At 69.5% G+C, this 18,971-nt stretch carries 18 protein-coding genes; 12 read left to right on the top strand and 6 right to left on the bottom strand.

Annotated elements, in window-relative coordinates; all coding sequences use genetic code 11:
- Positions 1 to 547 precede the first annotated feature (547 nt).
- The 8 genes from ABZ464_RS48830 to ABZ464_RS48795 all read left to right on the top strand — a co-directional run bounded on the left by ABZ464_RS48830 (position 548) and on the right by ABZ464_RS48795 (position 8,932).
- On the top strand, positions 548 to 1,846 hold the full coding sequence (locus ABZ464_RS48830; protein ID WP_359288835.1) for an NADH:flavin oxidoreductase: 1,299 nt from the start codon (positions 548 to 550) through the stop codon (positions 1,844 to 1,846).
- Between the two features lie 110 nt (positions 1,847 to 1,956).
- Positions 1,957 to 3,243, top strand: a complete 1,287-nt coding sequence (locus ABZ464_RS48825) for an NADH:flavin oxidoreductase (protein ID WP_359288833.1) — start codon at positions 1,957 to 1,959, stop codon at positions 3,241 to 3,243.
- A 53-nt stretch (positions 3,244 to 3,296) separates the two neighbouring features.
- On the top strand, positions 3,297 to 4,484 hold the full coding sequence (locus ABZ464_RS48820) for a cytochrome P450 (RefSeq protein ID WP_359288831.1): 1,188 nt from the start codon (positions 3,297 to 3,299) through the stop codon (positions 4,482 to 4,484).
- Positions 4,484 to 4,687, top strand: a complete 204-nt coding sequence (locus tag ABZ464_RS48815; protein ID WP_359288829.1) for a ferredoxin — start codon at positions 4,484 to 4,486, stop codon at positions 4,685 to 4,687. Before ABZ464_RS48820 ends, ABZ464_RS48815 begins: the two co-directional genes overlap by 1 nt.
- 266 nt (positions 4,688 to 4,953) lie before the next feature.
- Positions 4,954 to 5,484, top strand: a complete 531-nt coding sequence (locus ABZ464_RS48810; protein ID WP_359288827.1) for a flavin reductase family protein — start codon at positions 4,954 to 4,956, stop codon at positions 5,482 to 5,484.
- Positions 5,485 to 5,530: 46 nt separating this feature from the next.
- On the top strand, positions 5,531 to 6,400 hold the full coding sequence (locus tag ABZ464_RS48805; RefSeq protein WP_359288825.1) for a fumarylacetoacetate hydrolase family protein: 870 nt from the start codon (positions 5,531 to 5,533) through the stop codon (positions 6,398 to 6,400).
- Positions 6,401 to 6,543: 143 nt separating this feature from the next.
- On the top strand, positions 6,544 to 8,022 hold the full coding sequence (locus ABZ464_RS48800) for an aldehyde dehydrogenase (protein WP_359288823.1): 1,479 nt from the start codon (positions 6,544 to 6,546) through the stop codon (positions 8,020 to 8,022).
- A 283-nt stretch (positions 8,023 to 8,305) separates the two neighbouring features.
- Positions 8,306 to 8,932 carry a nuclear transport factor 2 family protein gene (locus ABZ464_RS48795; RefSeq protein WP_359288821.1) on the top strand — a complete coding sequence of 209 codons (627 nt, stop codon included), beginning with the start codon at positions 8,306 to 8,308 and terminating at the stop codon, positions 8,930 to 8,932.
- Positions 8,933 to 9,487: 555 nt separating this feature from the next.
- Here ABZ464_RS48795 and ABZ464_RS48790 read toward each other — a convergent pair.
- Together ABZ464_RS48790 and ABZ464_RS48785 are read right to left on the bottom strand one after the other, a co-directional pair.
- Positions 9,488 to 10,108 carry an NAD(P)H-binding protein gene (locus ABZ464_RS48790; protein WP_359288819.1) on the bottom strand — a complete coding sequence of 207 codons (621 nt, stop codon included), beginning with the start codon at positions 10,106 to 10,108 and terminating at the stop codon, positions 9,488 to 9,490.
- Positions 10,109 to 10,251: 143 nt separating this feature from the next.
- Positions 10,252 to 10,767, bottom strand: coding sequence for a hypothetical protein (locus ABZ464_RS48785; protein ID WP_359288817.1), 516 nt, complete (start codon positions 10,765 to 10,767; stop codon positions 10,252 to 10,254).
- 120 nt (positions 10,768 to 10,887) lie between these two features.
- On the opposite strand from ABZ464_RS48785, the gene ABZ464_RS48780 reads away from it, so the two are divergent.
- Entirely contained in the window at positions 10,888 to 11,325 is a 438-nt protein-coding gene (locus ABZ464_RS48780; RefSeq protein WP_359288815.1) for a MarR family transcriptional regulator, read from the top strand.
- A 106-nt stretch (positions 11,326 to 11,431) separates the two neighbouring features.
- Here ABZ464_RS48780 and ABZ464_RS48775 read toward each other — a convergent pair whose 3' ends face one another.
- Positions 11,432 to 12,184, bottom strand: coding sequence for a lipocalin family protein (locus tag ABZ464_RS48775; RefSeq protein ID WP_359288813.1), 753 nt, complete (start codon positions 12,182 to 12,184; stop codon positions 11,432 to 11,434).
- A gap of 28 nt (positions 12,185 to 12,212) precedes the next feature.
- A complete protein-coding gene (locus ABZ464_RS48770) occupies positions 12,213 to 12,500 on the bottom strand; it encodes a hypothetical protein (protein ID WP_359288811.1) in 288 nt (95 codons plus the stop codon).
- 158 nt (positions 12,501 to 12,658) lie between these two features.
- On the opposite strand from ABZ464_RS48770, the gene ABZ464_RS48765 reads away from it, so the two are divergent.
- Entirely contained in the window at positions 12,659 to 13,264 is a 606-nt protein-coding gene (locus ABZ464_RS48765) for a TetR/AcrR family transcriptional regulator (RefSeq protein WP_359288809.1), read from the top strand.
- A gap of 326 nt (positions 13,265 to 13,590) precedes the next feature.
- Here the strand turns inward: ABZ464_RS48765 and ABZ464_RS48760 are convergent, their stop codons facing one another.
- A complete protein-coding gene (locus ABZ464_RS48760) occupies positions 13,591 to 15,027 on the bottom strand; it encodes an amino acid permease (RefSeq protein WP_359288807.1) in 1,437 nt (478 codons plus the stop codon).
- Between the two features lie 1,232 nt (positions 15,028 to 16,259).
- On the opposite strand from ABZ464_RS48760, the gene ABZ464_RS48755 reads away from it, so the two are divergent.
- The gene (locus tag ABZ464_RS48755; protein ID WP_359288805.1) at positions 16,260 to 16,751 is read left to right on the top strand and encodes a VOC family protein; all 492 of its coding nucleotides are present in this window, start codon (positions 16,260 to 16,262) and stop codon (positions 16,749 to 16,751) included.
- A 28-nt stretch (positions 16,752 to 16,779) separates the two neighbouring features.
- Complete coding sequence (locus tag ABZ464_RS48750) at positions 16,780 to 17,637, top strand: aldo/keto reductase (RefSeq protein ID WP_359288803.1); 858 nt, start codon at positions 16,780 to 16,782, stop codon at positions 17,635 to 17,637.
- A gap of 542 nt (positions 17,638 to 18,179) precedes the next feature.
- Here ABZ464_RS48750 and ABZ464_RS48745 read toward each other — a convergent pair.
- A complete protein-coding gene (locus tag ABZ464_RS48745; protein ID WP_359288801.1) occupies positions 18,180 to 18,839 on the bottom strand; it encodes an FCD domain-containing protein in 660 nt (219 codons plus the stop codon).
- Positions 18,840 to 18,971: the final 132 nt, after the last annotated feature.

Raw genomic sequence — 18,971 nt, 5'->3', positions numbered from 1 at the left:
CAGCGCCTCGCCCATCGGGGTTCCCGGGCCCACCTCGGTCAGACGGGCGTCGTGTGACGAGGCGGGACGACCGTAACCCGTACCGGTGTCCGGACCAGAAGACGTGACAGTCATCGCTCTCTCCTTTGAGCTCGGAAGCACTGGTCGCGTCAGGTGGGGCCTGGCGTGGCGGGCGGACTCGTCCGGGCGGATGCCGACGAGCTTCCCCTCACTGCTGCCCCACTTGGAGCTTGTGGCACATCAACCTTGTCAAGCTGACACATCAAAGATAACGTCAGTGAACGAAAACTTGTCAATGGTGTTTCGGACAGCGGCCCTGGATCCTTCGCCGGCCCGCACGAGGAGTGGCGATGAAGCGGAACCGCCTGTGCGGGTCCGTGCCCGCCGCCCGGACCGGGGCGCGGTCCCGGATCGGTGTGCGCCGTCCGGCCACCAGGTTCCGCTCCCACGTCCGGTGGGATTTCTGAAACAGCTGGACGATCTTTCCATTGAGTCAGCGATTCGGTGACTGATGCGTAGGGAATCGCCTCAATGCCAGGAGGGTTTTGTGTCTGAGAACGCCGAGCAGACCGACATTCTGTTCACTCCGCTCACCATCAACAAGGTGACGCTCGCCAACCGGATCGTCATGGCTCCGATGGCGGCGCTGTCACCGCGGCTGGACGGCCATCCGAGCGAGCAGACCATCGCGTTTCTGAGTGAGCGGGCGAAAGGCGGTGTCGGCCTGATCATTCTGGGCGGGTCGGCGGCCACTCGCCGGAGTTGGGGAGAGAAGCCCGTCAAGACGGGCATCCGGTTCGACGACGATCGTTTCGTGCCCGACCTCAAGCGGGTCACCGACGCGGTCCATGCTCACGGCACGCCGATCTTCGCCGAATTGATGCCCGGCATGGGCGCCATGGCCAAACCCTCGGCCGCCTGGCCGCTCATCGCCGCGAGCCCCAAGAACATCGTGATCGGCCGGGAGCGCCTGCCCAAGGGAATGTTCTCCCCGGCCGATCGTGTGACCGGGACACCGCGCGAGGCGACGGTCGAGGAGATTCGCCGGCTCACGCAGGAAATGGCCGAATCCGCCGTGCGTGCTCAACGGGCCGGCTTCGACGGGGTCGAGGTCCCCGCGATGATGAACTACTTCCTCACGTCGTTTCTCTCGCCCAGGACGAACTGGCGGACCGACGAATACGGCGGGAGCGTCGAGAACCGGGCCCGGGTCCTGGCGGACATCGTGCGTCTCATCCGGGAGAAGGTCGGGCCCTCGTTCCCGATCGGGCTGCGGATCACCGCCAACGAGCATGTGGACGGCGGCCAGGGCCCCGAGGGGTTCGCGGACATCGCGCGCCACGTCGAACCTGAGGGTCTGGACTACGTGGCGCTGACCGACGGCAACTACGAGTCGATGCACTTCAACATCTCCGACACGGACACGCCCACGGTCGCGCACGGCGAGGCGAAGATCTTCCGGGAAGCCCTGTCGTGCCCGGTGATCATCGGCAGCATTCACGGCCCGGAGAACGCGGCGCAGGCCATCTCCGAGGGCCACGGCGACGCCGTGATGCTCGCCCGCCAACTGCTCGCCGACCCCGACTACGCGAACAAGGCCCGCAACGGCCGGTCCCAGGACATCATCCGGTGCGACCACCACAACCACTGCATGCTCCGGCTGGCCCTGGACTTCCCCGTCCGCTGCACCGTGAACCCCCGGACGGGCCGCGAGAGCCGGCAGCCCGGCAGCCTCCCGCCGGTCGGCCGTCTGGTCAAGTCCCCCATCGAGAAGGCCGTGCTCACCGCGGCGGGCTCCGAGCGATTCATCAACCTGCTCGGAAAGTTCGCCAAGAAGCAGTCGTGACCGCCGCCCCCACAGGGCGGGCGACGACTCCGGGCCGACCGGACGGTGCATCCGCCGGCCCCGACGCGGAAGCGATTCATGTGAATCGATGAGACAACAGGAGGGTTCTCATGCCCGAGAACACCAAGCCGGGAGACGTTCTCTTCACCCCGCTCGCCATCAACTCGGTGACACTCGCCAATCGGATCGTCATGGCTCCGATGGCGGCGCTGTCGGCGCGCCCGGACGGCCGGCCGACCGAGCAGACGATCGCGTTCCTGAGCGAGCGGGCGAAGGGCGGCGTCGGTCTCGTCATCCTGGGCGGCACGGTCGCGACCCGCCGCGCCTACGAGGAATCACGGTTCAAAGGGGTTCTCCGGTTCGACGAGGACCGTTTCGTTCCTGAACTCAAGCGGATCACGGACGCGGTCCACGCGCACGGGACCCCGATCTTCGCCGAACTGTCCGCCAGCTTCGGGACCATGGGCAAGCCCGGTTCGCCGCTCATCGCCGCGAGTCCCAAGAACGTGGTGATCAAGCCGGACAGGCTGCCCCCCGGCGTCCTCGCCCCGTTCGAAGTCGCCACCGCGACGCCGCGTGAGGCGACGGTCGGCGAGATCCGTCAGATCGAGCAGGACATGGCCATGGCCGCCGTGCGTGCTCAACGGGCCGGTTTCGACGGGGTCGAGGTCGCCGCGATGATGAGCTACTTCCTCGCGTCGTTTCTCTCGCCCAGGTCGAACTGGCGGACCGATGAATACGGCGGGAGCGTCGAGAACCGGGCGCGGGTCCTGGTGAACATCGTGCGTCTCATCCGCGAGCGGGTCGGGGCTTCGTTCCCGATCGGGCTGCGTATCAGTGCGAACGAGCATGTGGACGGCGGCCAGGGTCCCGAGGGGTTCGCGGCCGTCGCACAGCAGGTCGAACGCGAGGGCCTGGACTACGTGGCCCTGACCGACGGCAACTACGAGTCGATGAACGCCTCCGACCCCGATGCGTCGACGGTCGCGCACGGCGAGGCGAAGATCTTCCACGAGGCTCTGTCGTGCCCGCTGATTCTCGGCGGCGTCCACAGCCACCGGCGCGCGGCGGAGGTCATCGCCGAGGGCCATGGCGACGCCGTGATGCTCGCGCGCCCGCTGCTCGCCGACCCCGCGTTCGCGAACAAGATCCGCGAGGGCCGTGCGGGGGAGATCGTCCCGTGCGACCACAACAACGAGTGCATGCGGCGCTTGGTCCTGGGGATGCCCATCCGTTGCGCCTTGAACCCCAGCATGGGCCGGGAAAGTCGCCGGCCCGGTGAGCGCCCGCCTCTTGACCGCTTGATCAAGGCCCCCGTCGAGCAGGCCGTGCTCGCCGCGAGCGGCTCCCGGCGAATCATGAACCTCGTCGGAAGGGTTGCCGGGAAACGCTCGTGAAGTGACGTGCAGGGCAGGTTGTCGTCCGTCGCCGTGTGGTTCAAGGAGGAACCGTGGACGTCGTACCCGTGACAGACATCGACATGTTCGCCAGTTCGGATCAGCGCACCCGTTACGAGCAATACCGGCAGTTGCGGGAGTTGGGCGCCGTCGTCCGCCTGCGTGAACCCGACGCGTATGTGGTCACCCGTTACACCGAGGTGAAAGCCGCGCTGGCAGACCATTCGGCGTTCGTTTCCGGCGAGGGCGTGGGGCTCAATCCCGAGCTGAACCAGCTCATCCGAGGCACCACCATCGCCAGCGATCCGCCGGAGCACGACCTGCTGCGCTCCGTCGTCGCGGACGGACTGAAACCCCGCGCCGTACGCGGTCGCAGCGAGGAGATCGCGCAGAAGGCGCGGAGTCTTGTCGCGGAGGTCGTCGCCAGGGGCGAGATCGACGGCGTCGCCGAACTGGCCGAGGCATTGCCGATGTCGGTCGTTCCCGATTTCCTCGGCCTGCCCGACCGTAATCGTGAGCACCTGTACGAATGGGCGAAGGTGGGCACCGACACGCTGGGCCCCGCCTCGGAGCGAACTCCCTACAACATGGAGATGTCGCTGCGCATGTTCGAGTTCACCCACGAACTCGCCCAGAACCGGGACGTCGCGCCGGGCACCCTCACCGCGGCCATGCTCGAAGCGGCCGATCAGGGCGTCATCCCCAAGGACAAATGCCCGCTGCTCTTCATCGATTACATCGGTCCCTCACTGGAGACCACGGCCGCGGTGATCGGCCATCTGCTCGTCGTCTTCGCCGAGCGCCCGGACCAGTGGGCCGCGCTTCGCGCCGAGCCGGGGCTGGTGGGTTCCACGATCAACGAGCTCATCCGGTTCGAGAGTCCCTTCCGGGGGTTCGCCCGTGTCGCCGCGCGTGACACGGAGCTCGGCGGGGTGGAGATCCCGCGGGGCGCCCGGTTGTGGCCGCTCACCGCCTCCGCCAACCGCGACGAACGGAAGTGGGAGCGGCCGGAGGAGTTCGACTTCCGCCGCAATCCGATCGACCACCTCGGATTCGGCTACGGCACGCACGGCTGCGCCGGCCAGGGCGTCGCCCGCCTCGAACTGCACGCCCTGATCCACGCGCTGCTGGAATCCGTCGAGCGCTTCGAGCTGACCGGCGATCCGGTGATCGCCGAGAACTCGATGGTGAACACACACGCGGAGATCCCGGTCCGGCTCGTCGCTCGGAACGCGGCCTGATGCGCGTCGAGGTGGTCCGCGAGCGCTGCGAGGGACACGGCCTCTGCGGAGAGCGGGCACCGGCGCTCTACGACCTCGACGACGAGGGCTACGTGACTTTCGCGTACGAGGACCGGCAGGTGCCGCCGGACAACGAGGAAGCGGCGGCTGCCGGTGCCGGGGTCTGCCCGGTGGCCGCCTTGCGGGTCCGGGTGGACACGTGAGGCGACGGGCCGCGTCACCGTGACGGCCGTCGGCGGCCCGCCCCCGCCGCCGACGCCGCGCGGGCGCCGCGCGATCTCGGCCATGGCGTCGACGGCTGTGATCTGCGAGAACACGCCGGGCCCGGCCGGGCGGACCGTGTGTCCGCCGGATGGACCGGCTCCGGGGTGCCGACGCCTCGGGCGTACCGAACACGCCCGGCGTCCACATCAACGCAATGACCATGGTGATCGCGGAGAAGGCCGTGATCACGGGACAGGAGAAATCCGTGGCTGACAATTCCGAACTCACGCACGACGGTGTCCGAAAGGACGCCGGAAGCTTCCGGGACGTCTTCTCGGTGATACCGAACGGCATTGCCGTCATCACCGCCGTCGACGACGGCGAGCCGGTCGGGCTCACCGTCGGCAGTCTGCTCAGGGTGTCGGTGGAACCGCCGCTGGTGGGATTCCTCGCCGGGGTGTCGTCGACGAGCTTCGCCCGGGTACGCCGCTCCGGGGCCTTCTGCGTGAACATCCTCACCGCGGGCCAGGACCACATCTCCAACGCCTTCGCCCAGCGTGGGGCGGACAAGTTCGCCGGCCTGTCGTGGCGGCCCGCGCCGCAGACCGGCTCACCGGTTCTGGACGGGGCCGCGGCATGGATCGACTGCCGGCTCACCACCGTGTACGAGCCCGGCGACCACTTCATGGCCATCGGTGAGGCGGCCGACTTCGACTCGGTTCCAGGAGAGCTGCCGCTGATATTCCACCGCGGCCGATACGTGGGCCTGGAGACCGAGAAGCAGACATTTGCGTAAGTCCGCCCTGCCAGGGCTGTGACGGCTGATTCCGAAAGAGGTACCTATGAAGCTGCTCTCGTATCGCATCGGTGACGTGGAGTCGTTCGGTGTCCTGTCGGGCGACGGGGTCATCGACGGCGCCGAGGCACTCGCCGGAGACGCGACGACGATCCGCGAGGTGCTGGAGCGCGACCTGCTGGGTCCGCTGGAGCACCTCACCGCGCGCCGCAGGCCCACGCACGCACTGGCCGATGTCGTACACCTGCCGCCGGTCCCCGACCCCGCGAAGATCCTCTGCGTGGGGGTCAACTACGTCGACCACCGGGAGGAGACGGGGCACCTGGAAAAGCCGGAGCACCCGACGATCTTCAGCCGGTTCGCCGACACCCAGGTCGGTCACGGCCGGCCCGTCGTGCATCCGCCGAACACGAAGCAGCTGGACTACGAGGGCGAGGTCGCGATCGTCATCGGACGTCACGTGTCGACGGTCGAGACGGACGCCGACGCGCGGGCGGCGATCGCGGGACTGTCCTGCTACAACGACCTCAGTGCGCGGGACTGGCAGCTGCACAACAGCCAGTGGCTGCCGGGCAAGAACTTCCGCGGTGTCGGTTCGTTCGGCCCCTGGCTGGTCACTTTGGACGAATTCGACGATCTCGGGTCGGTACGGCTCACCACGCGGGTGAACGGCGAGATACGGCAGGACGCCACCCTGGGCGACCTCGTCTTCGATTTCACGGACATTCTGCGTTATGTCACCGGGTTCACCAGCCTCGCTCCCGGCGACGTCATCGCCACGGGAACACCGGGCGGGGTCGGGCTGGCCGCGAAGCCGCCGCGTTTCCTGGCTCCCGGCGATGTGACGGAGATCGAGGTGTCCGGAGTCGGTGTGCTGCGCAATGAGATCGTGGCGGCCCCGGAGGGGGCCGGCTGAACGGCCCGGACCGTCATCCGGTCCGCTGATTTCCGTGTGCGGTGAATGAGCCGTCGCATCGCGGCTCGTCCGCGTCGATTCACATATCCGCGGGCACTGGTCGCCGCCGTGGCGGGCAGCCCGTGTTGCCAAGGGAGATACCAATGTCAGGGACAGAACTGCATGCCGAGCCCCCGACCTGCGACCTGCTCGTCGGCGGGCGTCGGATCCCGGCCGAGACCGGGCGGTACATCGAGACGGCGGAGGCGCTGACGGGCAGGCCGATCGCCCGGGTCGCGGCCGCGACCGCCGCCGACGCCGACCGCGCGGTCGACGCCGCGGCGCAGGCGCTCCCGGTGTGGTCGGGACTGCCGCCGGCCCGGCGCCGGGAGGTGCTGGAGCGGGCGGCGGCGCTGCTGGAGGCACGAGCCGACGAGATCACCGGGGTCATGGGCGCGGAGATGGGCGCGACCCGGCCGTGGTGCATGTTCAATGTCCATGTCGCCAAGGGCATGCTCGTCGAGGCCGCCGCGCAGGCGTACTCCGCCGTCGGCGAGGTGATCCCGTCCGATGTGCCGGGGCTGACCGCCCTGGGGATCCGGCAGCCCGCCGGGGTCGTCGTGGGTATCGCCCCGTGGAACGCGCCGCTGATCCTGGGCGTGCGAGCGGTCGCGATGCCGCTGGTGTACGGCAACACCGTCGTGCTCAAGGCGTCCGAGCAGACGCCGCTCACCCAGGCCGCGATCGTCGACGTACTGCACGAGGCGGGGGTGCCGGCCGGTGCCGTCAATCTGATCACCAACGCGCCCGAGGACGCCGCCGGGATCGTCGAGGCCCTGGTCGCCCATCCCCGCACGGCCCGGGTGAACTTCACCGGGTCGACGCGGGTCGGCCGGATCATCGGCGAGCTGGCGGGACGGCACCTCAAGCGGGTCGTACTGGAGCTGGGCGGGAAGGCCCCTCTGGTGGTGCTGCCCGACGCGGACGTGGAGGCCGCCGCCGCGGCGGCCAGTTTCGGCGCGTTCATGAACCAGGGCGAGATCTGCATGTCGACCGAGCGCGTGATCGTCGACCGTTCGGTGGCCGACGAACTCAGCCGGAGCCTGGCCGACCGCGCCGCCAAGCTGGTCGTCGGACCACCCGACGACCCGTCCTCCCAGATCGGCCCGCTCGTGCACACGCAGGCCCGCGACCACGTGCTCGCGCTGATCGAGGACGCCCGTGCCCACGGCGCCGAGGTACTGGCCGGCGGTGACGCGGACGGTCTCTACGTCCGCCCGACCGTGCTGCGTGGTGTGACCCCGCAGATGCGGATCTACACCGAGGAGTCGTTCGGGCCCGTCGTCTCGGTCATCGAGGCCGACGGCATCGACGACGCCGTGGCCAAGGCCAACGACACCGAGTACGGGCTGTCCGCCGCGGTGTTCGGCCGGGACGGCGGAGTGGCGCTGGACGTGGCGCGCCGGATCCGGTCGGGGATCTGCCACATCAACGGCGCGACGGTCCACGACGAGCCGCAGATGCCGTTCGGAGGGGTCGGTGCCAGTGGCTTCGGGCGCTTCGGCTCCAAGGCGGCCCTGGAGGAGTTCACCGAACTCCGCTGGGTCACGATCCAGTCGGGGCAGCGGCACTACCCGATCTGACCGGTGTACCGGCACCGCGCGTCGGGAAGGCACCGGGTCGTACCTCGACGCGCGCGAGGCCTGAACTGTCAGGAGCCGGCCGACCGGACGCAGCGCCGTGCAGCGCGGTGTCCCCTCACCCACCCGCACGGAAGTGGCCTGGGCGCGCGAAGGCCCACGGCTGAGGGACCGGCTCCGCTCGGGTCCGGTCCCATGCGGAAGCCGCCGGTCGGCCGAGTACTTGATCTCACCCTCGAGGACACGCTCGCCAGGAGCCGTCGGCCGGAGGAGACGGGAGACATCGATGGACACGGATCAGAGCAGGATCAGGCAGTTGGTGGAGAACTGGGCGCTCTGGCGGGACGCCGGCGACTGGGAACGGTTCGCCACCGTCTGGCATCCCGACGGGTGGATGAGCGCGACGTGGTTCCAGGGCTCCGCCGCGGACTTCACGGCCGCCAGCAGACACGGCTTCGAGAACGGTGTGAGCATCCTGCACTTCCTCGGTGGCCACACCTCGGACGTGGCAGGGGAACGCGCCGTCGCGCAGACGAAGATGACGATCAGTCAGCGTGCCGAGGTCGACGGTGTGCTGGTCGACGTCGTGTGCACCGGCCGCTTCTACGACTTCCTCGCCCGGGACGGCGAAGGCGAGTGGCTGATCGTCCGCAGGCAGCCCATCTACGAGAAGGACCGCCTCGACGTCGTCGACCCCACCGCCTCCCTCGAGCTCGACGCGGACCTCCTCGCCCGCTTCCCGGTCGGCTACCGTCATCTCGGGTATGTGCAGACCAAGGCCGGGTTCACGGTCAGGCCCGGTCTGCCGGGCCTGGTCGGTGAGCCGGTCGACCACCTCTACGCGGAGGGCGCTGCGTGGTTGGCCGGCGGGGAGCCCGCGTCCGCACAGACCGTAGGCCGTCCTCACATCTGAAGAAATGATCGATTTCGACTTCCATGCCGTCCATGCCCAACACGCCGTTGGCCATGTTCGCGAGGGCGGCCACGGTGGATCCCGAGCAACTGCGCGTCGTGCTCGACCGCAACCTGGGGACCACGCTCAACACCGTCGCGGCGGTAGCGCCCGGCATGCGTGCCCAGCCGGTCTGCAACCGCGCCCTGACGGCGGGTGCGCCCATTGCGCGGCGGCGGGGTCACCGCCAACGTCCTGGCGCCGGGCAGGGAAACCGTCACCGACGTCACCGCGCTGCGGCGGATCGGCACCATCGAGGAGTGCGTCGGCGCCCTGGAGTTCCTCGCGACCGCGCTCTCGGACCACTTGACCGGGCACGTCCTCGTCGTCGTCGGCGGGAGTGGGCCGGATGACGGCGGCCGTGGCCGAATCGGTAGGCCCGTGCACACGGCCAGGGCCTCCTGGCAGCACCCGCGGCATCGAAGCCCAGTCGCGACAAGAGGTCCTGTCATGCCGTCGTACCCGTCACTTCACCGATCGCTGCCCGCCCCCGGTGATCAGTTTGTTCATGGGCCCTCAGTACGCCAGGGTGATGCGCCCCCGGATCGCGTCGCGCTTCTCCAGCTCGTCCACCAGTGCGACGGCGTAGTCCTCGGCGCTGATGAAACTGCTGCCGTCCTCGGCGGTGAGCAGGTCGTCCCTGCCGAGCTGGAACGTCCCGGTGCGCTCACCGGGGGCGATCTCGTCTGCCGGGGAGACGTAGGTCCAGTCGAGGTCGTCCGCGTCGGCGCGCAGCAGGCGCAGCACCTCGCGCTGGGCCAGCGACTCCGCCTTGTAGATCGCGGGGAAGTCGGGGGTGTCGACGCGGTCCTGGCCGGAGGCGGTGCGCAGGCTGCCCGCCCCGCCGACGACGAGGAGCCGGCGCACGTCCGCCGTGCGCAGCCCGTCGAGCAGGGAGCGGTAGGCGGCCAGCAACGGCGCGGCCGGGCCGGAGCCGTCGCGGGGTGGGGAGACGGCGGAGACCACGGCGTCGTGCCCGGCGGCGGCCTCGGCGACCCGGCCGGGGGCCGTGACGTCCAGCGTGATGCCGGTACGGCCCGAGCGCGTGGCGGCGGTGACCTCGTGGCCCCGGGCGGACGCCTCGGCTGCGATACGGGAGCCGATCATGCCGGTGGCGCCGATGAGGAGGATCTTCACGGGTTGCTCCGTTCGTTCTGTTGACTGTCCCGTGCCGTGGTCAGCCGTGGTCAGCCGTGGTCAGCCGTGGTCGACAGGACGGGTGAGTTCGGCCCGGGTGCCGGGCCGAACTCACCCGACGCGGTGCGCGGGCTGCTCCGGTGTCAGAGGCGGATCTTGAACGTCACCTTCGCCAGCTCCTCGGTCTCCTGTACGACGCGCACCTGGCCGGAGGCGTTCTGGTACTTGCCGGTGCCGCCGGTGACGGCGAACTGCTCGTCGAAGAGGGGGCCCTTGGCGGAGAGCTTCGCGGTACCGGTGGTGGTGATCTTGTTGCCGTTGCCCAGGTCGTAGACGAAGGTCAGCAGTTCGGCGGTGCGGGGCTTGGTGTCGGTGGAGATGGCGACGAAACTGCTGGTTCCGAGGGTGCGGCCGGCCTGGGTGGTGAGGGCGCCGGTCCCGATGAGCTGGTCACCGAGGGCGTTGTCGGCGGGGGCGACGTCCACGAAGTTGATCGCGGCGCCCTTCTCCACGGCCTCGATCGTGAGCGTGCGGTGCGAGTGCTGGCGCGAGCCGGCAGGGGCGGCGTCGGCCGAGCCGGACCCCAGGGTCAGACCGGCGGCGATGACACCGGCGGTGGCTGCGGCGGCACCGGCGACGGAGAGAACGCGCTTGCGCATGAAATGGCTCCAGTTCCATGGGACGAGCGAAAGTATCTGCCGATGCAGACAATATGTCTGCCGGTGCAGATATTGCAACGGCAGCTTCTTCCGTGGAGAGTCTTCTGGGATCCTGGCGGGGTGAGAAGGCGACTGCTGCATGACGACGACGTGACCCTCTACGGCCTGTTCGTGGAGGCGTTCAGCCGTCTCAGACCCTTGGTCCACCATGATCTGGGGGTACCCGACACCTGGTTCGAGGTGTTGTTGCGTCTCGGCCGTACGCCCGGGCATCGGATGCGGATGACGGACCTGGCGGACGCGGTGTCGTTCAGTTCGGGCGGGTTCACCCGGCTCGCCGACCGTATGGCGAAGGAGGGCCTGATCCGCCGGGAGCCCGACCCCCACGACCGGCGTGCCGCCCTCGCCGTCCTGACCCCGAAGGGCGGCGCGGCCCTCGATCACGCCCTCGCCGTCCATGTGGCCCATCTGCGCACCCACGTCACCGGGATGCTTCCGCCCGAGGATCGGGCGCACCTGGAGCGCATCCTGCGGACGCTGCGGGACGGGAACCGGTGAGGTCCCGCCCGCGGGCCGGCGCCGGGAACGGCGACTGTGCTCGAGCGGTCGGCCGGAGGGGGTCGGGTACCGGCGAGGGGCGTCGTACGGCGGCCGCGCGCGACCGCTATCCGGTGACCTCGACGTAGGTGGAGCCGGTGACCGGGCGGTGGTCGTAGGCGCCGGTGACGGCGGCGCTGCCTTCGTACCGGGGGCCGGTGTTCACCAGCTCCTGTTCCTTGGCGTGGACGGTGACGTTCAGCTCGGCGTGTTCGCCCGGGATCGTGACCTTCCAGCGGGTGGGGTAGGACTTGCCGGTGGTCGGGCTCGTCCAGAGGGTTGACCTGTCGGGCGTGAGGGTCGCCTCGGTGACGGTCTGGGTGCCGTCGGGCTTCAGGACGGTCGCGAAGTTGTTCTGCCTGTCCAACTTCTGGTTCCAGACGCTGATCCGGTCGCCGTTGGACAGGCTGAGGCTCATCCAGGCCCACCAGGCGTCGCCCGAGGCGATGTCGGGGAGAGGTCCCCACTGGCGGTCCAGCCAGGACTGCCCGCGGACCTTCTGGGTGCGGCCGCCCAGCGTGAGTGTCCCGGAGGTGTCCACGGTGGGCAGGGCGTACTCGTAGTTCGGGTACCTGGCGTCGCCGAACATGGGGAAGTACCCCGTCCCCATGTTGTACAGGGCGTTGCCGCGAGGGCGGAGCGTGACGTCGATGGTCCCCTCGGGGACCTTGGCGCGCAGCCGCATCTCCTTGGCGTCGCCCGTCCAGGTGATGTTGTCGGTGTGGATGTCCACGCCCGGCTTGTCGGAAAGGCCTGCCTGAGGCGGGAGCACAAGGTCCGGGTCCGTGTACCAGCCCGTGTCCTCGTCGGTGATCGACACGGATGAGGCGGCGCGCCCTTGCTTGGCGTCACCGGCGCTCAGGTAGTGGGCGAGAAGGCCGTACCGGTGCCCCCCCGGCGGTCACGTGCGCGGTCACGTACCAGGACTGGTTGACCCTGTCCGGGTTGGCGGCGAGGTCCGCGGCAGGATCGATGAAGACCGGAACGCCGGTCTGGGTCAGCCCCTGCCGGGAGGTGGTGGTGTGCTTCGCGGACGAGCCGGTGACGGTGGTCGCCGAGGCTCCCCCCGAGGTGAGGGTGAATGAGGCGACGATCGCGACGGCGACAGCGACCGTGCCGACGGTGGTCCTGCGCATGATGACTCCTTGTGAGGATGCCCTGCACGATAGGCATAGTGTACGAAACTGTTTCGTACACGCGGCGGGTGGATGGATGGAAAGGTGGAAATGCGGCCTTGGGAGGCAAGCAGACGACCACGCGACGCCCTGGGCGTCCCGGGGCGGATTCCGCCGCGGTGCCCGCGGAGCCGGAGGTGCTGCTGCGCGGTCTGCAGGCGTTCGCGGAGCTGGGATACGACGGTGCGTCGGCGCGGGAGCTCGCGCGGCGTCTCGGGGTCGGCCCCACCTTCATCAACGACCGCTACGGCTCCAAGGCGGCCTACTGGCGCGCGGTGGTGGACGCCGCACTGGGGGGTCAGCTGACCCGCATGGCGCCGGCCGCCCCCGGAAGCGGCGACGAGGACGTGGTGCGGCAGTTCGTCGGAGAGTTCCACCGCGTCAGCAGCGGCGAACCGTACCTCGCCCTGCTGATGGCGAATGAAAGCGCACGGGACACCGAGCGGCTGGACTACCTCTTCCAGCGGTACGTCGAGCCGACGCTGGCCCGCGTGGTGCCCAGCATCGAGAGGCTGATGACCTCCGGGCGCATGGCCCGGGTCTCCATCGACCTCGTGTTCTCCGCCATCATCACTCCGGTGTCAGGACTGGTGCAGGAGCCGTTCGCCCGGCGGTTGGGCCGCATCGAGCACCTGACGCAGGCGGACCGTCTCGCCAGGGCGGAGGCCCTGGCCGGACTGGTGATGGACGGCCTGCTGGCCTCGGGCGACGCAGAGCGCCGGTAGCGGGATGCTGGACGACTCGCCGCGTTCGCTCTCGGGGCGGGGCGCAGGTGCAACGCCGCAGGCAGTGAGGTCCGTTGAAACCACCCGGCGGCCTCCGTCGTCGGCGCCGGGCCCTTGAGCCGCCACGAGCACTGCCCACCCGATCGCAACAGACAGCCGGCGCTCTCCTGGGAACTCCCCAGCGCACGGGCCCGAGGCAAGAGGTGGTTCGAAGCGTGCGGACGATGACTCACATGGTCGTCCGCTCGAAGGCGTCGGCACTCTGCTGGCGTGGGCCGGACGCCCGGGTTTCGCCGGGCGTCCGGTGTCGCTCCGGGGAGCGAGCCCTACGCCTGTGACTCGTTCTTCGTGAGCATGTCGCGAATGACCGCGGCGACGATGATGAGCGCGGTGAGGGTGGCGGTGGAGATCAGCTGGGAACGCGCATCGTCGTCGGTGCACATCAGGGCGAGGACGCCGGCCATGCCGGCCACGGCGGTCCAGCTCAGCCAGGGGTGGCCCCACATGCGCACGGTCGGGGTCTGGCCGGGGGTGCGGTTCGCGAGGTGGCGCAGACGGATCTGGGACAGCGCGATGGCCATCCAGATCACCAGGACCATGGCCCCCAGCGTGTTGAGCAGGAAGGGCAGGACGTGGTCGGGGGCGAAGACGTTGAGGATGACGGTGACGAAGCCGAAGGCGACGGAGGCGAGGACGGCGCGGCGGGGTACGCCGGCGGTGGAGACGTGCAGCAGGCCCCGGGGAGCCTCGCCGCGCTGAGCCAGGGAGAAGCCGATGCGGGAGGCGCCGTAGAGGTTGGAGTTGAGCGCGGAGAGCAGGGAGGTGAGCACGACGACGTTCATCAGCTGCGCGGCGGCCGGGATGCCGATGCGGTCCAGGACGGCGACGAAGGGGCTGGTGGTGGCGGAGGCGGAGTCCCAGGGCAGCAGCAGCACCATGAGGGCCACGGAGCCGATGTAGAACAGCAGCAGGCGGGCGACGACCGTGCGGGTGGTCTTCCGGAGGGCTTCTCTGGGGTTGGCGGACTCGGCCGCCGCGATGGTGACGAGTTCCACGCCGCCGAAGGCGAAGACGACGGCGAGCAGGCCGGTCATCACGCCGCTGACGCCGTTCGGGAGGAAGCCGCCGTGGCCGGTGAGGTTGGTCAGGCCCACGGCGTGGGTGTCGGGCAGCAGGCCGAAGACGGCGAGGGCGCCGAGGACGAGGAAGCCGACGACGGCGGTGACCTTGACGGCGCCGAACCAGAACTCGAACTCGCCGAAGCGTCCGACGTCGAAGAGGTTGACGACGGTGAGGGCGGCCATGGAAGCCAGGACGAACACCCACTGGGGAACGCCCGGCAGCCAACTGTGGGCGATGGCACCCGCTCCCGTCGCCTCGGCAGCCACCACGACCACGAGCCCGGACCAGTACAGCCAGCCGATGGTGAAGCCCGCCCAGCGTCCGAAGGCCTTCTCGGCGTAGACGGAGAAGGACCCGCTGCTGGGCTGGTCGACCGCCATCTCGGCGAGCATGCGCATGACGAGCACCATGAGCAGGCCGGCCACGCAGTAGGAGATGAGGATGCCGGGCCCGGCGGCGTGGATGCCCGCTCCGGCGCCGAGGAAGAGACCGGCGCCGATGACGCCGCTGATCGCCAGCATGGTGACGTGGCGCTGCTTGAGGCCGGTGCCCAGGGCGGCGGCGCCGGGCTCGGAACTGTCCCTTCGCGGCAGGTCTGCGCGCGGGGCTGTGTTGCTGTCGGTCGTCTTGCGGAATGCCATGGGATGGCTCCTTCGCAAAAGGGCGAGGTGATGGAGGGACGAGGCGCGGTCCCGCGCCACGGCGGCGCGGGCCGGGCAAGCGGTCGGACCGCAACGGGGCACGACGAGCGGCTGACCGGAGTCCGGAGTGTGGATGCGGGTGGCTGCCCGTTGGTCTGGGCGTACTCGTCGAACGCGCGGTGAGCGGCGTACTGGTGGAACCGGGTGGGTGCGACCCGCTTGAAGGTGAGAAGGACGTCGACGAAGGGTTGACCGAGGGTTTCGGTGGGCTGGGCGTCGGACTCAGGGACGGGACGGGCCTGGCCGAGGTCGGTGGGGGGCTTGGCGACCTCAAGGCGGGCACGGCAATAATTTGGAGCCGAACGATACGGATGGGGTGAGGTGCCCGCAAGAGGGTCGGGCGAAGTTGCCCGGTCGCAGGCGTGGTCGAAGGTCGTGTGCTTGGGGCCTGCGGGGCCGCTTGAGGTGTCAGGGCGTCGGCTGCGCTCGTGGTCGGGCCGACGGCGGGGTCGCCGGCTGTCGGTGTGTCGCGTGTGCACCGGGTCCGTGCCGGAGGTAGTGCCGAGATCCTCCTGCCCGGCGAGCGGCGGCCGCTGCCCGCTGAGGCCGGAGGCGTGGGCGATCGATCGAACGTTTGACTCTAAATAAATCGCGGAACCAAGTCTCTTGACCTCGCGGCGCGCCCGCTGCTACTTATTTGGGGTCAAATGAGAGGGGGTGGGGGAGATGACCGGCGAGTCCGAAGCGGTTCTCCTCTCAGGGGTGGCAGGGCCGGCGATCCGGTCTCTCCGCGGAGCAGGGCCCGGACACCGGTCGCGTGTCGGCCCGGTACCTCAGCCTCACTGACGAGGCTGTTCCGGCGGACAGCCCGGACTCCCTCTCCGTCCTCCTGATCATTGACCGACGGGACGGTCCGCCGGCTGTGCGACCCGCCCGCCAGACCCCGGTGAAGCCGCGGTCGACAAACGATGGCCTCAGGCGCCTGGAAGGCGCAGACCTCGTGAAACGCGGTGGATCCGCGGGACCGGGGTGTACCGCACACCCAGTCGGCCGAGGCCGCGACGAAGACCCGCGACACGCCGGTTGCCGCCGTCGCGAAGCGAACGCCGCAGGCCGGGGCGAGGCGGAGCGTGCGGCGTAAGCCGCCGCACCGTTCGACGTACCGGATCGGCTCCACCTTCCACCGAGGGCGAGACCCCGCGTCAGCCCTCGTCATGGTCGAAAGGAAACCCGTGTCACCCGCGAACGACAACGCCCCCGCACACCTGCCCCCCGATGGTGCTTCCGCCGACAGGCCGATCCCGGAGCCGTTGAACGGGCTGGGGCATGTAGGTCTGCACGTGGCCGATCTCCAGGGCACCGCGGACTGGTACCAGGAGTACCTGGGCTTCGAGCCCGCCGAGCAGTTCACGGTCCCGAGCCTGGGCGCACGCGTCCAGATGATGCGCGTCGCGGGTATGACGCTCGAACTGGTCGAACTACCCCGATCGGACCCGCACCCCCGCAGCTGGCGCCCACACGTCGAAGCCCTGACGCTCCGTGGATTCGGGCACCTCTGTTTCAACGTGGCCGACTGCGAAGCGGCGTTCCACAGGCTTCGTGCGCGTGGAGTGGAGTTCAACACCGGACCGAAGCACTGGCCGGAGCTCGGATTCACCAACGCGCACTTCCATGACAACGAGGGAAACGATCTGGAGATCATCTCCTATTCGGTGTCCGAATGAGCACGGGACTATGTGACGAGAGGCCGCTGTGACCGCCACCACCAACACCACCTACCCGATCGGAAAAGACGTGGAAATCCCTGCGATCGGCCTGGGTACCTGGCCGTTGAAGGGACACGTCGCCGAGGACGCCGTCCGTTACGCCTTGAGTCAGGGGTACCGCTTGGTGGACACGGCATCCGCGTACGAGAACGAACGTGAGGTCGGGCGCGGCCTCCGAAGCTCCGGCGTGCCGCGCAGCGACGTGTTCGTGACCACGAAGCTGGGCAATTCCCACCACGGCCGCGAGGAGACGCTACGAGCGTTCGACCGGTCGCTGTCCGAACTCGGCCTGGACCATCTTGATCTCTATCTGATCCACTGGCCCGTTCCGGCGCTCGACCTCTATGTCGAGACCTGGCGAACGCTGGCAGAGCTGCAGCAGGAGGGACGCGTCCGCGCCATCGGCGTGTCGAACTTCAAGCCCGCACACCTGCGCCGTCTCGTCGAGGAGACCGGCGTCGTACCCGCGGTCAACCAGATCGAGCTCAACCCACTGACGAACAGGGCCGCGGAGCGGGAGTATCACCAGGAGAACGGAATCCTCACACAGTCCTGGAGCCCGCTCGGCCCGGGGACCGGTCTTCTCGACTCGGAGGTGATCACCGGAATCGCACGTGCCCACCACAGGACGCCCGGACAGGTGATCCTGCGCTGGCACCTGCAGCTCGGTCTGTCCGCCACGCCGAAGTCCGCTTCACCCGAGCGGATCACCCAGAACCTGCAGGTCTTCGACTTCACCCTCTCCGACTCGGAGGTCCACGCGATCACCGCGCTGGACACCGGCGAGACGGTACCGATGGATTCCGACCTGCCACTCGGTGGCATGCCGCGCCAGAACACCTGAGCGTGTCGCGGACCGAGCCTGGCGGGCGGGGCGGGGGCGTCCACAGGCCGTGGGCGGGTCGGTCCGGGCGGCTGCCGAGGATGCCCGTGATCAGGAGAGCCCCGATCGGCAGAGCCCTGATCACTCGCCGCGTCGGCGACCGGCCGGGCGGCCTCGCCCGGTACGGGGCGGCCCGGCAGGTGGCCGCCTCGGCCCCGGTCGGGTCCGCGGTCGGCTGGACGGTCCGCTCGCCCGGGACGTGCCGGAAGCCGGTGCACGCCCGGGGCCGCGGGTGCGTCCCGTGGGCGGACGGTGAGCCGGCCGCGCCCGCGGGCGTCGCGGATGTGGTGACCGTCCTGCCTGCGCGCCGGAGGCGACGCGCCCGGTACTCCGTGGCCGTCAGCGCGGCCAGGGGGATGCCGTGGAACCGACGGCGCTGGAAGCCGATTCCGCCGCCCGCACCCGGCGCGCCGCCACCGTGAAGGCAGGCGACGGGCGGGTGGTCGGTTGCGGCATCGGGTATCTCCGAAGGAGCGTTCGCCGAGCGAGGCGCACCAGGGTGATCAGGGGCGGCCCAGAAGACTGTCCGCGACGTGCCGCAGATGGCTGTGCATGGCGTCCTGGGCGCCTGCGGGGTCGCGGTCGCGCAGGGCCTCGACGATCGCGGTGTGCTCGGAGTGGTAGCAGCGCAGGCGCTCGGGCGTGGAAGTGCGGCGTTTGAGGCTGCCCCAGATCGGCAGGGCGCGGGCCGTGTTCAGGACGTCGAACATGCTCATCAGGAGGCCGTTGTGCGCCGCCTGCGCGATGGCGTGGTGGAGTCGGGTGTCCCAGGTCTCGAAATCCCGGTAGTCGTCGCATCGGCCGCCGCGGTCGAGGCAGTGCGCGATGCGGTCCAGGTCGGCCTGGGTGGCGACGCCGGCGGCCAACGCGGCGACCGGAGGCTCGATCAGCAGCCGGACCTGCATGATCTCGGTAGGGCTGGTGTCGGCCGGAGCCCCTTCGACGGACGGCAGCGCGGCCTCTGTGAGGAAGGTGCCGCGTCCCACGTGACGGACGACCAGGCCCTCCTCCTCCAGCGCGTCCAGGGCGCGGCGGACGGCGCTGCGGGGCGCGGCGAAGCGTTCGACCAGGGTGCGCTCGGTGGGCAGTCGGGCGCCAGGCCCCAGGGTGCCGCTGCGCAGTCCGTCGCGCACGAAAGTCCGCAGCGAGTGCTCGACGCTCATCACCGCATCATGGTAGCCAATGAACCAATCGAGACCAATCTTCGGTTGAAAAGGCAATGGTCGAATCTCTGGACAGGAGAGACGTGCGAGTCATACAGTGACGGCGCAATATTGGTTCGATTGGTTCAGATT

The sequence above is a fragment of the Streptomyces sp. NPDC005820 genome (assembly GCF_040630255.1).
Lineage (GTDB): Bacteria > Actinomycetota > Actinomycetes > Streptomycetales > Streptomycetaceae > Streptomyces.
This window is presented reverse-complemented; position numbering and strand designations above follow the sequence as displayed.

What these genes read in the sequence shown, in the direction of transcription:
- ABZ464_RS48745 (WP_359288801.1), bottom strand. Translation starts at nt 18,839, where the DNA reads ATGAGCGTCGAGCACTCGCTGCGGACTTTCGTGCGCGACGGACTGCGC.
- ABZ464_RS48760 (WP_359288807.1), bottom strand. Translation starts at nt 15,027, where the DNA reads ATGGCATTCCGCAAGACGACCGACAGCAACACAGCCCCGCGCGCAGAC.
- ABZ464_RS48800 (WP_359288823.1), top strand. Translation starts at nt 6,544, where the DNA reads ATGTCAGGGACAGAACTGCATGCCGAGCCCCCGACCTGCGACCTGCTC.
- ABZ464_RS48815 (WP_359288829.1), top strand. Translation starts at nt 4,484, where the DNA reads ATGCGCGTCGAGGTGGTCCGCGAGCGCTGCGAGGGACACGGCCTCTGC.
- ABZ464_RS48770 (WP_359288811.1), bottom strand. Translation starts at nt 12,500, where the DNA reads ATGCGCAGGACCACCGTCGGCACGGTCGCTGTCGCCGTCGCGATCGTC.
- ABZ464_RS48805 (WP_359288825.1), top strand. Translation starts at nt 5,531, where the DNA reads ATGAAGCTGCTCTCGTATCGCATCGGTGACGTGGAGTCGTTCGGTGTC.
- ABZ464_RS48785 (WP_359288817.1), bottom strand. Translation starts at nt 10,767, where the DNA reads ATGCGCAAGCGCGTTCTCTCCGTCGCCGGTGCCGCCGCAGCCACCGCC.
- ABZ464_RS48795 (WP_359288821.1), top strand. Translation starts at nt 8,306, where the DNA reads ATGGACACGGATCAGAGCAGGATCAGGCAGTTGGTGGAGAACTGGGCG.
- ABZ464_RS48825 (WP_359288833.1), top strand. Translation starts at nt 1,957, where the DNA reads ATGCCCGAGAACACCAAGCCGGGAGACGTTCTCTTCACCCCGCTCGCC.